This is a genomic window from Pseudarthrobacter sp. alpha12b (assembly GCF_054130495.1).
The window spans coordinates 401834-414430 of the sequence record NZ_CP196746.1 but is presented as its reverse complement, the minus strand read 5'-3'; the positions used below and the strand labels follow the sequence as shown (position 1 = coordinate 414430).

12 protein-coding genes are annotated in these 12597 nt (G+C 66.5%); 7 read left to right on the top strand and 5 right to left on the bottom strand.

Annotated elements, in window-relative coordinates:
* Positions 1 to 34 precede the first annotated feature (34 nt).
* Complete coding sequence (locus tag ACTAQI_RS01830; RefSeq protein WP_457949172.1) at positions 35 to 346, top strand: hypothetical protein; 312 nt, start codon at positions 35 to 37, stop codon at positions 344 to 346.
* Positions 347 to 1058: 712 nt separating this feature from the next.
* On the opposite strand, the gene ACTAQI_RS01825 is transcribed toward ACTAQI_RS01830, so the two are convergent.
* The 4 genes from ACTAQI_RS01825 to ACTAQI_RS01810 all read right to left on the bottom strand — a co-directional run bounded on the left by ACTAQI_RS01825 (position 1059) and on the right by ACTAQI_RS01810 (position 4704).
* Positions 1059 to 2243: an adenylate/guanylate cyclase domain-containing protein gene (locus tag ACTAQI_RS01825; protein ID WP_457949171.1), complete on the bottom strand. Its 1185-nt coding sequence runs from the start codon at positions 2241 to 2243 to the stop codon at positions 1059 to 1061.
* Complete coding sequence (locus ACTAQI_RS01820) at positions 2233 to 2832, bottom strand: PH domain-containing protein (RefSeq protein WP_457949170.1); 600 nt, start codon at positions 2830 to 2832, stop codon at positions 2233 to 2235. The genes ACTAQI_RS01825 and ACTAQI_RS01820 overlap by 11 nt, the downstream gene beginning before the upstream one ends.
* On the bottom strand, positions 2825 to 3733 hold the full coding sequence (locus ACTAQI_RS01815) for a biotin--[acetyl-CoA-carboxylase] ligase (RefSeq protein ID WP_457949168.1): 909 nt from the start codon (positions 3731 to 3733) through the stop codon (positions 2825 to 2827). Before ACTAQI_RS01815 ends, ACTAQI_RS01820 begins: the two co-directional genes overlap by 8 nt.
* A gap of 83 nt (positions 3734 to 3816) precedes the next feature.
* The gene (locus ACTAQI_RS01810; RefSeq protein WP_457949166.1) at positions 3817 to 4704 is read right to left on the bottom strand and encodes an SDR family oxidoreductase; all 888 of its coding nucleotides are present in this window, start codon (positions 4702 to 4704) and stop codon (positions 3817 to 3819) included.
* Positions 4705 to 4920: 216 nt separating this feature from the next.
* On the opposite strand from ACTAQI_RS01810, the gene ACTAQI_RS01805 reads away from it, so the two are divergent.
* The 5 genes from ACTAQI_RS01805 to ACTAQI_RS01785 all read left to right on the top strand — a co-directional run bounded on the left by ACTAQI_RS01805 (position 4921) and on the right by ACTAQI_RS01785 (position 11052).
* Positions 4921 to 6504, top strand: coding sequence for an acyl-CoA carboxylase subunit beta (locus ACTAQI_RS01805; RefSeq protein ID WP_457949165.1), 1584 nt, complete (start codon positions 4921 to 4923; stop codon positions 6502 to 6504).
* A gap of 53 nt (positions 6505 to 6557) precedes the next feature.
* On the top strand, positions 6558 to 6776 hold the full coding sequence (locus ACTAQI_RS01800) for an acyl-CoA carboxylase subunit epsilon (RefSeq protein ID WP_457949163.1): 219 nt from the start codon (positions 6558 to 6560) through the stop codon (positions 6774 to 6776).
* Between the two features lie 32 nt (positions 6777 to 6808).
* A complete protein-coding gene (locus ACTAQI_RS01795) occupies positions 6809 to 8494 on the top strand; it encodes a DUF885 domain-containing protein (protein ID WP_457949161.1) in 1686 nt (561 codons plus the stop codon).
* A gap of 123 nt (positions 8495 to 8617) precedes the next feature.
* Positions 8618 to 9487 (top strand): phosphatase PAP2 family protein, encoded by an 870-nt coding sequence (locus ACTAQI_RS01790; RefSeq protein WP_457949159.1) that lies wholly within the window; start codon positions 8618 to 8620, stop codon positions 9485 to 9487.
* 119 nt (positions 9488 to 9606) lie between these two features.
* Positions 9607 to 11052, top strand: coding sequence for a dicarboxylate/amino acid:cation symporter (locus ACTAQI_RS01785; RefSeq protein WP_457949157.1), 1446 nt, complete (start codon positions 9607 to 9609; stop codon positions 11050 to 11052).
* 93 nt (positions 11053 to 11145) lie between these two features.
* Here the strand turns inward: ACTAQI_RS01785 and ACTAQI_RS01780 are convergent, their stop codons facing one another.
* Positions 11146 to 11709 carry a hypothetical protein gene (locus tag ACTAQI_RS01780; protein ID WP_457949155.1) on the bottom strand — a complete coding sequence of 188 codons (564 nt, stop codon included), beginning with the start codon at positions 11707 to 11709 and terminating at the stop codon, positions 11146 to 11148.
* Between the two features lie 197 nt (positions 11710 to 11906).
* Here ACTAQI_RS01780 and ACTAQI_RS01775 point away from each other — a divergent pair, with 197 nt between their 5' ends.
* Positions 11907 to 12596: a TetR/AcrR family transcriptional regulator gene (locus tag ACTAQI_RS01775; protein WP_457949153.1), complete on the top strand. Its 690-nt coding sequence runs from the start codon at positions 11907 to 11909 to the stop codon at positions 12594 to 12596.
* Position 12597: the final 1 nt, after the last annotated feature.

The following is a 12597-nucleotide window of genomic DNA, read 5'->3' as shown; positions in this document are numbered from 1 at the left end:
AGCCGGAACACCCTCGCCATCGAACGTTACCGTCTTGGCCGTACCACCATCCAACGGCTGCTTCAACAACGCCTTCCGCGTGGAGATGGCAACAACATCACTGCCCGGCCCGGCCTGCTGCAACTTCGCATCCCGCGCGTTCTCCAACGCCAACCGCTTACCACCAGGCAAAAACAAATTCCCCGCCGCAGCATCCAACACCACCGGCCGGTCCCCCACCACCGTCATCTGCAAATCCCCGGCACCCTTCAACCCATCCCAGGTCTCCGACTCCGAACCAGTCACCCCACCGCTGGCATCCACCCCCGTCACCGACACAACACCGGTCTTCGGATCCGCCGAATAAATCCGGTCATCAGAACCCACCACAGAGACAATCCCCGCCGAACCCACCAACACCGGCTCCGACGCTTCCTTATCAAAACCATTCACCGTGGACGGCGACACCGCCCACACCTTCCCCGACGCAGCATCCGTCACCGACAACGTCCGCGCACCAAAACTCACATCAGCCGCCCCCGGCAACTGCCTATCCCCACCCAAACGCATATTCGCCGCCGACACCTGATTCAACGTCGAACCAGTCTCATCATCAACAAACACCTCACCGGCATGCTGCAACACATCAAACGTCGACGACGCCGGAGTCACCGCACCATCAAGCACCCGCGACGGATAATTCAACCGCCCCACAGCATTCTTCGACTTCGACACCACCCACACGCCACCGTCATTCAACTCCACCTCAGTGGTCTTAAACCCCGGATACAACACAGCACCCGTCACCACCACCGCCACCACAGCACCAAACGCAGTACCGGTGAACCACCGTGAGCGCGGCAGGCGCCGCCACCGGCCCGCGCCGGAAGCAGGGCTTTGGGCGCGCGTTTGTCCGCGACGTTTCATTCTTTGAATCTCCCCAGATTTTCTGGCTCATGGCCGGCGGCCGGTTTCCGCAGAAACCGGGCATCACAACAGTACCGCTAATTCACCAACAAGTGGATAAACCATTGCGGGTGGCGGCAATCACGGGTGCAGCGGTTGGCCGCCCCTGGGTCCTAGTCCAGGACCAGCCCCTTGCCCCGGCCGCGGGTGAGGCGGACGGGGTTGATTTCGCCGAAGCCGCGCACGTTTTCCGGGTCTTGGGGAATCATGACGAACCGCTCGTCGTGTTCCAGGGCGGAAGCGGTCATGGAGTCCACCAGCACCGTGCCGGGATCGGCAAGGGTGGTCAGGCGGGCTGCCAGGTTGACCGTGGGACCGTAGATGTCGCCCAGGCGGGACAGGATCCTCCCCCAGACCATTGCCACCCGGGCTTCGGGAAGGATTTCGTCTTCGGTGAAGGCTTCGGCAAGCGCCAGCGAAATCTCGGCCCCGGCTGCCGGGGTTTCTGCGATGTAGAGGACTTCATCGCCAACCGTCTTGACCAGCCTGCCGCCGCCTACGGAGATGATTTCGGCGCACTTGTTTTCGAAGCGCTGGACCAGCCGGGCAAGTGTTTTTTCGTTCATCCGGCGGGACAGACTGGTGTAGGAGACCAGGTCCGCGAAACCCACGGCACGGGCCAGGGGCAGCGGAGCGTCGTCCTCGTCCCCTTCCCGTCCTTCCTCGCTGGCCTGCAGCCCGGCCTCGGCGCGGACGGCCAGCCGCTGGACGCCGGCGTTGAGCTGGCGGCGCCAGGAGTACACCAGGACTTCCTCGAGCGCGTCCACCAGCGCGGGAAGTTCGTTGACCAGGCGCTTGCGGGCCACGGCGTCCGTGACGCCCTGCTCATGGACCATATCCTCCACCAGGGCCTCGATCTGCCAGACCACCATGCGGTCCGTCATCTGCCCGATGGAGCGGGTCACGGAGATGGCTGCCTCCTCCGTGAGCTTGCCGGCGCGGACCAGGTCCACCACTGTGGACAGGGCCGCCTGGTCGCGTTCGGTGAAGGCTACGTCCTCATCGCCGAAGTTCGGGAATCCCAGGGCTCGCCAGAGTTTGCGGGCTGAGAGCAGTGAGAGACCGGCACCGGCGGCAACCTCACGACGGCGGAGCTTCCGTTCCCCGCCCAGGAGGCGGGATTCGAGGGCCTTCATGGCCAGTCGCTCGGCAGACATGGCGCCGGTGGGCGGGTGCCGGTCCGCGGCGGGCAGCGCCGCGGCGGGCTCCAGGCCGGAAGCTGGGGAGTCCGCGGGATCGAAGGCGGCGGTGCCGGTTGCGATGCTCTCGACACGTTCCTGCTGGTCCTCATCGGTCATCCCGTCCACCTTCTCTCATGTCCTCCGGAAAAGCACCGGCGGGGTAATACGTCGCGCCACCCGGCTGGGCCCCGCTGTCGTCCGGCAGTTCCCCGATGGCGTCGAGGATAAAGTCGCGGAACCGGGCAACCTCGGGCACGTCGCGAAAGGTCACCATGCCCTGGTGCCCGGTTTCCAAGGATATATTCCCCGAGCGCACCAGTCGCTGCAGCAGCGATTCGTGGACTGTCAGGTTACGCACCGACGCCAGGTTCACCTGCTGGTCCCGCCGGTTCAACAGGCCGTACCGGGCCACCATCCGCTGGCTGGTCAAGGTGTAGCGGGTGCCCTGCCAGCGCAGCAGGCGGGGCAGGCAGTAGCCCAGCCACACAGCTGCCCCCGCGAGGACGCAGGCGGTCACCAGCCAGGGCGTCCACTGGCGGCCAAGGGCGGGCGCCAGGCGGGCTGCGCCGCCGCGGACTACCCAGGCGCTGGCGAAGGCTGCAAATGCCGGCGCCAGAACAAAGGCCACGGCGGCCCCGGCGAGCTTCCGCGGCTGCGGACGGGTAGTGACGATGACCTGCTCCCCTGGAACGAGGGTTTTACGCATAACCGCCCTGGTTTGGTGCATCCGGCGATGTCCAGGGCCGCAGGTGCACAACGTCGCCGGCCGTCACCACGTGCTCGTGCGAGTCGCGGTCCACCACCAGCAGGGAGCCGTAGTCGTCCAGCCGGGACGCATGCCCAATGATCTCGTGGTCGCCGGGCAGCTGCGCGCGCACCTGCTTTCCAAGGGTGACCATCACGGCCTCAACCCTTTTGTGCAGCGATGGCCCACCCGCCATGCCTGCCGTGGGGTCGCCGTCGGCATTGCAGAAACTGCGGTACAGGACCGCGAAGTGGGACAGGTAGCTCTTCAGCAGCGCGGTGCGGTCAGTGGTGCCGGCACCTTCGATGGCCACGGAGGTGGCGGTGGGGACCGGAAGTTCGCTTTCGCGCAGGGTGACGTTCAGGCCGGTCCCCAGGATGACAGGGGGCACGCTGCCGTCCACCATGGGACCGAGCTGGGCCAGGATGCCGGCGATTTTCCTGCCGCGCACCAGGACGTCGTTGGGCCATTTGAGCTCGGCCGGAATGCCTGCCGTTTCCAGCAGCGTTTCGCGCAGCGCCAGTGCCGCGATGAGGGACAGCCAGGAGTAGCTCTGGGTGGGCAGGGGCCTGCCGTCCGCATTGACCGGTCGCAGCACCACGGAGACAGACACTGAGCTCAGCGGGGGCGCTTCCCAGCGCCTGTCCAGCCGACCCCTTGCAGCCGTTTGGTACTCCGCTGTCAGGACGGAGAGGTCCGGCCATGCCGCAGGCTCCACCGTGACGCTGCGCAGGAGGTCGGCGTTGGTGGAGCCGGTGGAGTCCACTACGTCGATCCGGGGTATCCCCGTGGCGGAGAGGAAACGCTGGTCTGCCAGGTCCCCTCGGTTCAGGGGGGTGCCGGGTGCGTGTGCGTCATCCATAGCTAGATCCTACCGAGCCGGGCCCGGTCCCACCCAGCCAACTGCAGTGCTGGAACGGGCCCCGGGCACGGCAGGAAGGCCCGCTACAGGAAGATGTCCCGGACCAGCGGGTCTTCCGGCGCACCCAGGCTGTAGGGGCGGAAGTCCGTCACGCCCGCGGCGGCGAGGACCTGCTCGTCTGTGTAGAAGTTGCCCGACGGCGGCGCGCCGGCACCGAGGTTGCTTCCGGTCAGGACGGCGTGGGCGGCGTCGGCCATGATCTGCGGGCCCCGCGCGGCCAGCACCATGGTTTCCCCGTGGGGCATGTTCCGGATGGCGGCCGTGTCGATCAGGGTGCACGGCCACAAGGAGTTGACCCGAATTCCGTCAGCTTTCAGTTCCTCGGCAAGGCCCAGGGTGGTCAGGCTCATCCCGTATTTGGCCATGGTGTAGGCCAGGTGCTTTCCCGCCCAGGAGGGGTGGAGGTTCAGCGGCGGCGAGAGCGTGAGGATCTGTCCCTGCCCGCAGGCGCGAAGCGCCGTGAGCGCCAGCTTGGACAGCAGGAAGGTGCCTCGGACGTTGATGTCCTGCATGAGGTCGTACTTTTTCATGTCCACGGCGTCCGTGGTGGAGAGGTCGATCGCGGAGGCGTTGTTGATGACGGCGTCGATGCCGCCGAACCGCTCCACGGCTGCAGCCACGGCGCCGGCTACGTCCTCGTCCCGGCGCACGTCCCCCACCAGGGGCAGTGCCTGGCCGCCCGCCGCCACCAGCTCCGCGGCTGCGGTGTAGACCGTGCCGGCCAGTTTGGGGTGCGGCTCCCCCGTCTTGGCAAGGAGCACAATGTTGGCGCCATCCCGGGCCGCCCTCCTTGCGATGGCCAGGCCGATTCCGCGGCTGCCGCCGGACAGCAGGATGGTCCGGCCCGCCAAGGAACCGGCGGCCCGGTACGGGCTTTCGGGGGCATGCAAAGCATCGTCGCTTGAAGTCATGGGAACACTGTAGCCCAACTAAGTTACCGGCGAGTAACATTGAGGAGAAGTTGCTGGGACGGCAGAAAATTGTAGGTTCCCTACAGCTGTTGGCGTCCACAGCGTCACTAGACTTGCCAGCAGGGTTGGTCTTTTGTGCGGATGCTGACTTAAAGCTCCGGACAGAACGGGCCGCCAGCCAACAGAACTGACCTGCTACAGAGCCGGAGACACTTGATGAGCCACGATCTGACAACGACAGCGGGAAAGATTGCCGATTTCCGCGACCGCCAGGCGCGCGCCGAACAGCCCTCCGGCCCCGAAGCCATTGAAAAGCAGCATGCCCGCGGCAAGAACACGGCCCGCGAGCGCATTGGCCTGCTGCTGGACGAGGATTCCTTTGTGGAGTTCGACGCCCTGGCCGTGCACCGGTCCACTGCCTTCGGCATGGAAAAGAAGAAGCCCCTGGGCGACGGTTTGGTCTCCGGCTACGGAACCGTGGACGGCCGCCTCGTAGCGGTCTACAGCCAGGACTTCACCGTCTACGGCGGATCGCTGAGCCAGGTCAACGGCGAGAAGATCGTCAAGGTCCAGGAGTTCGCCCTCCGCAACGGCTGCCCCGTCGTCGGGATCCTTGACGGCGGCGGCGCCCGCATCCAGGAGGGTGTGGCCTCCCTGGCCATGTTCGCGGACATCTTCCGGAACAACGTCCACGCCAGCGGGGTGGTGCCGCAGATCTCGCTCATCATGGGCCCGTCCGCCGGCGGCGCGGCGTACTCCCCCGCCCTCACCGACTACGTGGTGATGGTGGACAAGACCTCGCACATGTTCATCACCGGCCCGGACGTCATCAAGACCGTCACCGGCGAGGACGTGGACATGGAAACCCTGGGCGGGGCCCGGCAGCACAATGCCACCACCGGAACGTCCACCTACCTCGCTTCGGATGAAACCGACGCCATCGAGTTCGTGCGCGAACTGCTGGACTTCCTGCCGTCCAACAACCTGTCCGAGGCGCCCGTCCTGGGGCACCAGCAGGAGCTGGAGATGGACGACGACGACCTCGCCCTGGACACGCTGGTTCCGGATTCCGCCAACCAGCCCTACGACATGCGCACCGTCGTCGAGCAGATCGTTGACGACGGGCACTTCCTGGAGATGCAGGCCCTGTACGCCCCCAACGTGATGATCGGCTACGGCCGGGTGGAAGGCCACACGGTGGGCATCGTGGCCAACCAGCCACTTCAGTTCGCCGGCACCCTGGACATCGCGGCATCGGAAAAAGCTGCCCGCTTTGTGCGCCACTGCGATGCCTTCAACATCCCCATCATCACCCTGGTGGACGTCCCCGGCTTCCTTCCCGGGAAGGACCAGGAGTTCCAGGGCATCATTCGCCGCGGCGCCAAGCTCCTGTACGCCTACGCCGAGGCCACCGTGCCCAAGCTCACCGTGATCACCCGCAAGGCCTACGGCGGCGCCTACATCGTGATGGGCTCCAAGAAGCTCGGCGCCGACCTGAACCTGGCGTGGCCCACGGCGCAGATCGGCGTCATGGGTGCGCAGGGTGCGGTGAACATCCTCTACCGGCGCGACCTCGCAGCCGTGGCCGAGGACGGCGGCGACGTTGAAGCCCGCCGCGCCCAAGTCATCCAGCAGTACGAGGAAGAACTCCTCAACCCCTACCAGGCGGCAGAGCTGGGCTATGTGGACGCCGTCATCGCCCCCTCTGATACCCGCATCCAGATCATCAAGGGACTGCGCGCCCTGCGGGACAAGCGCGCCAGCCTCCCTGCCAAGAAGCATGGGAACATCCCGCTGTGATCCTCCCCACCCGCCCCCTAACTTCGCAAGCTCAGCCAGGGAACCCTGCGGGCGTGGGCCCAGCCGAAAGCCAGGCCGCTCCCCTGCTCTCTGTTGTCAAAGGACAGCCGAGCGCCGAGGAGCTGGCCGCACTGACCGCCGTCGTCCTATCCCTCGGCGGCGCCGAACCGGCGCGCGCGGACAAACCGTCCGTGCGGCACTGGGTCCGCAGGCAGCAGCTGCGGCTCGCCCCCACGCCCGGACCGGGAGCCTGGAAACGCAGCCACGGCTGATCTCCACCCTCGTGGCCGGGTAGTCTCGGGATGTGACTACCGACACTGCACCCGCCGCGCGCCCGCACACCCGGATCGACGACGTCGCGGACGCCTACACCGACACCCTGATCAGGCTCAACCCGACCTTTGCCACCACCCTTGGCCTGCCGGGACATGAGACGGAGTACCAGGACTTCTCCCCTGCCGGCATCGCCGGATTCGCAGAGGCAGCGCGGGCTGCCCTCGTTGCGCTGGAGGGCCTGGAGCCGGAGGACGACGTGGACGCCGTCACCCTGGACGCCATGCAGGAGCGGCTTGGCCTGCAACTGCTGATCCACGCCTCCGGCTGGGAGTACGCGGACCTGAACAACATCGCTTCCCCGGCCCAGGACATCCGCGCCATCTTCGACCTCATGCCCACCGACACCGAACGGGACTGGGAGCACATCGCCGGGCGCGCGCACAACGTGCCGGCTGCCATCAGCGGCTACACCGAGTCCCTGCGCCTGGCCAGGGATGCCGGCAAGGTAGCCGCCGCCCGCCAGGTACGCATCGTCATCGACCAGGTAACCAGATACGCCGCCGGGGACGGCTTCTTCGCAAAGCTGGCCGCCGGTGCCGCCACGGCTTCAGGGCCGCTGCCCGCGGCTTTGCAGGAGAAGCTCGACTCCGGCGCTGACGCCGCCCGGGGCGCCTACACCCGGCTTGCGGAATTCCTGCGCACTGAACTGCTCCCGGCCGCGCCCGAAAAGGACGCCGTCGGCAGGGCCCGCTATGCCCTGGCTTCGCGCTCCTTCCTGGGTGCGGAGGTGGACTTGGAAGAAACGTATGCGTGGGGCGTGCAGGAACTCGACCGCCTCATTGCGGAGCAGGAACAGGTTGCAGCCGCCATCAAGGCAGGCGCCACCATTGCCGAGGCCAAGGAAATCCTCAACAACGACCCCGCCCGGCAGCTGAAAGGCACCGGGGCGCTGCGGCAGTGGATGCAGGGCCTTTCGGACAAGGCCGTTGCCGAACTCGCCGGCGTGCACTTCGATATTCCGGATGTGATGAAGAAACTGGAGTGCCGGATCGCCCCCACCGATGAGGGCGGCATCTACTACACCGGCCCGTCCGACGACTTCAGCCGCCCGGGCCGCATGTGGTGGTCGGTCCCGGCCGGCGAGGACACCTTCACCACCTGGGCCGAAACCACCACGGTGTACCACGAGGGCGTTCCGGGCCACCACCTCCAGGTGGCCACCGCAACCTACCGGCGCGAGCTGCTCAACAAATGGCGCCGGAATGTCTGCTGGACCTCCGGCCATGGCGAGGGCTGGGCCCTCTATGCCGAGAAACTCATGCAGGAGCTGGGCTACCTGAACGATCCCGGCGACCACATGGGCATGTTGGACATGCAGCGCATGCGGGCAGCCCGCGTGGTCTTCGACATCGGCGTGCACCTCGAACTGGAGATGCCCGAACGGTGGGGATCCGGGACCTGGACCGCCGACAAGGGCTACGGCTTCCTCAGGGAGAACCTCCCCATCAGCGAGGGCCAGCTCAACTTCGAGTTCACCCGCTACCTCGGCTGGCCGGGCCAGGCCCCCTCCTACAAGGTCGGCCAGCGCCTCTGGGAACAGATCCGGGCGGAACTTGAAGCACGGCCCGGGTTCGACCTCAAGGAGTTCCACACGCGGGCCCTCAACATCGGCTCCGTAGGACTCGACACCCTGCGCCGGGCGCTGCTCAGCTAGCCCGCCCACGGTCCGGCGGGGGGGTCCTGCCCGCGTTTGGTGGACAGCACGCACAACAATCCATAAGCTTGCTTACTAAAATGCGCTGTGCTGCCTGCATTGCGTTGTGCTGCGTATTGCCGAATGAACAGGGAGACCGCATTGACTGACCTCCAAGGGACACCGGCCGGGACGGGGGTTCGGGGCGAACTGCGCCAGGACACGTCCGTAGGCGGCAAGGACCTCACCCGGTGGGACAGCCGAACAGGCCGGAGCCTGGTGGGAGTGGTCCACCGCATCAGCCAGGTGCTGGGCCCGCACGGCGCCCTGGTCCTGACCCTGCTGGTGGGGGCAGTCATCTCCGCAGCCCTGACCGCTGCCTTCAGTGAGGTCTACGAGGCAGTTGTGGCAGCGGACGGGGTGGCGGGACTCGACCACCCGGTCCTGGCGGCCAGCAAGGACCTCCGCTCCCCCACGCTGGATGTGGTTGTCACCGCCTTCACGGATGTTGGCGGGACCATTGGCATGCCGGTCCTGGCCATCATCATCATGGCGGTCCTCGCCGTACGCCGCCGCTCCTGGACTCCTGTCATCCTGATCGTCACGGCAGGCCTGGGTTCGCTGCTGATGACCATCGCCGGCAAGCGCCTCGTGGGACGCGCCCGGCCGGACCTCAGTGACGCCGTGCCACCCTACGAACACTCGGCATCGTTTCCCAGTGGACACTCGCTGAACGCGGTGGTGATTGCCGGCATCGTGGCCTACCTCATCATCCTGCGGCTCCATTCGAGCCGGGCCCGCATCTTCACAGCCGCAGCCGCAGCCCTCTTCGCTTTTGCGATTGGCCTGAGCAGGGTCTTCCTGGGCCATCACTGGTTTACTGACGTCCTGGCCGCGTGGGCACTCGGTGCCGCCTGGCTGGCGCTCGTGATTACCGCGCACAGGCTGTACCTCACAGTGCGAAAACACCGTGAACCACGAGATGTTAAGCACACCCCTGCCGGGAATAAGTAACAAAGGCGGCCTTCTGCCCCGTGGTACCGCGGTTTTCGCACCCCGGCCGCCGTTGCGGGCACGTAATATTTCTCAATATTTGTTCGACGTGATATTGGGCAGGGGTCTAGCTTGTTCAGGTGAGCACTCAGACAAGCACCCCCTCCCCCGCAGGGAAGACCGGATTCCAGTTCCCCAAGTGGGCGGGTTCGTTCGGCTTCCAGATCATCGCCGCCCTCATCGTGGGTCTCGGCCTCGGCCTGCTGGCAAAGTACACCGGCAGCACCAAGACCAACCCCAACGCCCTCGGCGCCACCCTGCAGACCATCGGCTCAAGCTATGTGTCCCTGCTGCAGACCGCCGTGGTCCCGCTGATCTTCACCGCCGTCGTCAGCTCCATCTCCAACCTGCGCCAGGTGTCCAACGCCGCCAGGCTGGCATGGAACACGCTCCTGTGGTTCGCCATCACGTCCCTGATCGCCGTGCTGATCGGCATCGGACTGGGTGTGCTGCTGCAGCCCGGCGCCAACACCGGCATCAGCGGGGAAGCCAAGTACACCGGCAAGTCCGGTGACTGGTGGGCCTTCCTCGTGGGCCTCTTCCCCAAGAACTTCCTGGGCCTGGGTGCCAGCTCCACCGTGGGCGATTCCGGCGCCGTCACAACCTCGATCAGCTTCAACGTCCTGCAGATCCTGGTGATCGCCATCGCCGTTGGCGTCGCCGCGCTCAAGGTAGGCAAGGCCGCCGAGCCCTTCCTCAACCTCAACGCATCAGCCCTTGCCGTGATCCAGAAGGTCCTCTGGTGGATCATCCGCATCGCGCCGCTGGGCACCATCGGCCTGATCGGCAACGCCGTCGCCGTTTACGGCTGGGACACCATCGGCTCGCTGGGCAAGTTCACGCTCGCCATCTACGCAGGCCTGGTCCTGGTGCTGTTCGTGGTCTACCCCATCCTGGTCCGCAGCCACGGCCTGTCCATCAGGCAGTACTTCTCCGGTGTGTGGCCGGCCGTGCAGCTGGCCTTCGTCTCCCGCTCCTCCGTGGGAACCCTGCCGCTGACCCAGCGCGTGACCGAACGCAGCCTCGGCGTCCCCCGCGCCTACGCTTCCTTCGCCGTGCCGCTGGGCGCCACCACCAAGATGGACGGCTGCGCCGCCATCTACCCCGCAATCTCGGCAATCTTCGTGGCCCAGTTCTTCGGCATCCACCTGGACTTCAGCCAGTACCTGCTGATCGCCCTGGTCTCCGTCCTCGGTTCCGCCGCAACCGCCGGCACCACCGGCGCCGTGGTGATGCTCACGCTGACGCTCTCCACGCTGGGACTGCCGCTGGCCGGCGTCGGACTCCTGCTGGCCATCGACCCCATCCTGGACATGGGCCGCACCGCCGTGAACGTTGCGGGCCAGGCCCTGGTCCCCACCATCGTGGCCAAGCGCCAGGGCATCCTGGACGAGTCGCTGTACAACGCGCCGCGCAACGGCACCCCGTTCGTGGATGACAGTGACGCCGATGTTGCCGGCGACACCGCCACCGACGGCACCAGCGCCGACACGGCACCCCGCGAACTGCAGGACGCCAAGGCGTAATCTGCGTCCGCAATGAAAGACGTCCCCGGGAGGATCTCCCGGGGACGTCTTTCTGCGTTGAGGACTCGTTGTCCCGTCAACCCATGGCAGCGGTCAGCGTCCGCCGCCGCCAATCACCCCGTTCTGAACGGCTTTGGTCACGGCGTCGGCTTCCGCCTGCGTCAGCTTTCCATCCGCCACAGCCTTGTCCAGGCGGGTCTTGAGCGCGGCAGCATGCTCGGACTGTTCCTCGCTGCGGATCTCCTGGAGGGCTGCCGTCACCTTCGCCTCATCGATGCCCAGTGATGCAGCCAGGGACTTGGCGAGCGCTGCCTCGCGGGCGGCGGGGTCCGGCTTCTGGCCGTCGGCGGGCGGAGTGGTGGGCTTGTTGGCATCGCGGAAGGCCTTCAGCGCATCGGTCACCTTGGCTTCGTCCACTCCGAGCTTCGCTGCCAGCGCGGACGCCTGCTCTGGCCCGTGTCCGCCGCGGCCGCCGTGCCTGCCCATGCCCTCATGGCCGGTCCAGGTGTTGCCGTCAGCGGAGGCGCTTGAGCTGGCGCTCGGGGTGGGAGTGGGCGTTGCGGTGGTGGCAGAAGCCATGCCGGCCACGCCGATCCCGGCACCGAGCGCCAGCGCCGCGGCCGACAGGCCCAAGGTCATCTTCTTTGTGCGTGTCATTTCTTATCTCCTGATTCGCCGTCGCCTGACGGCTGCTGGTGATACGCCTCGTGGCGAGACATACCAAGCATCGAAGACCAGGTTCAGCAAAGGCTGTTGGGAACCTTTCGTTCTCCTGTGAATCCCGCCGCACCCCGCCCCGTCGCCCGTTGGGACGGAAGTTGCATACAGTGCAAAGTTGCACGTAGTGTAAGGGCGTGCCAAGCCCCCTTTCCCCGCAGGACGCCCCGCAGGACGCCGGACCCGCTGCCCCGTCACGGCGCGAGCTGAACAAGGCCGCCACCCGCCAGGCCATCACGGATGCAGCGCTGGGGCTCCTGCGTTCGAAAGGTCCGGGGAACTTCACCGTTGAAGACATCGCCGACGCCGCAGGAATTTCGCGCCGCACCTTCTTCAACTACTTCAGCAGCACCGATGCCGCCCTGGCGTCCATCGTCCACGGCTTCCTGGACAACGCCATCCAGCAGCTGCGCCTGCGCCCGTCCGACGAACCCATGCTGGAGTCGGCCCAGGCCGCACTCGTGGCCCTGGCCGATCCCAAGGCCATCGCGCCGCTGGCGGAACTGTTCACGCTGACCCAGCAGAGCCCGCTGATGTCCCACACGGAACTGGAGGCGTGGGACCACTGCCGGGCGCAGGTCTTCGCCGTGGCCCGCGAACGCCTCGCCGGCTCCCCCGGTGAGCGGGACGAACTGTACGTCCATGCCCTGGCCGGCTCCATCATCTCCTGCGGAAAGGCCGCCATGGAGGTCTGGTTCAGCCGGCGCGGTCCGGATCTGTCACCCGCCTCCCTGGCGGAACTCCGCCAACTGCTTATTGATGCCATGGCCCTGCTGGGCGCCGGCTTCACCACCACTGCTTTCCCATCCGCCACCCGTTCCTCCTGAT

Excerpts from the sequence above, each read along its gene's own strand:
- ACTAQI_RS01790 (WP_457949159.1), top strand. The coding sequence starts at position 8,618 with ATGAACAGGGAGACCGCATTGACTGACCTCCAAGGGACACCGGCCGGG.
- ACTAQI_RS01805 (WP_457949165.1), top strand. The coding sequence starts at position 4,921 with ATGAGCCACGATCTGACAACGACAGCGGGAAAGATTGCCGATTTCCGC.
- ACTAQI_RS01820 (WP_457949170.1), bottom strand. The coding sequence starts at position 2,832 with ATGCGTAAAACCCTCGTTCCAGGGGAGCAGGTCATCGTCACTACCCGT.
- ACTAQI_RS01815 (WP_457949168.1), bottom strand. The coding sequence starts at position 3,733 with ATGGATGACGCACACGCACCCGGCACCCCCCTGAACCGAGGGGACCTG.
- ACTAQI_RS01810 (WP_457949166.1), bottom strand. The coding sequence starts at position 4,704 with ATGACTTCAAGCGACGATGCTTTGCATGCCCCCGAAAGCCCGTACCGG.
- ACTAQI_RS01780 (WP_457949155.1), bottom strand. The coding sequence starts at position 11,709 with ATGACACGCACAAAGAAGATGACCTTGGGCCTGTCGGCCGCGGCGCTG.
- ACTAQI_RS01825 (WP_457949171.1), bottom strand. The coding sequence starts at position 2,243 with ATGACCGATGAGGACCAGCAGGAACGTGTCGAGAGCATCGCAACCGGC.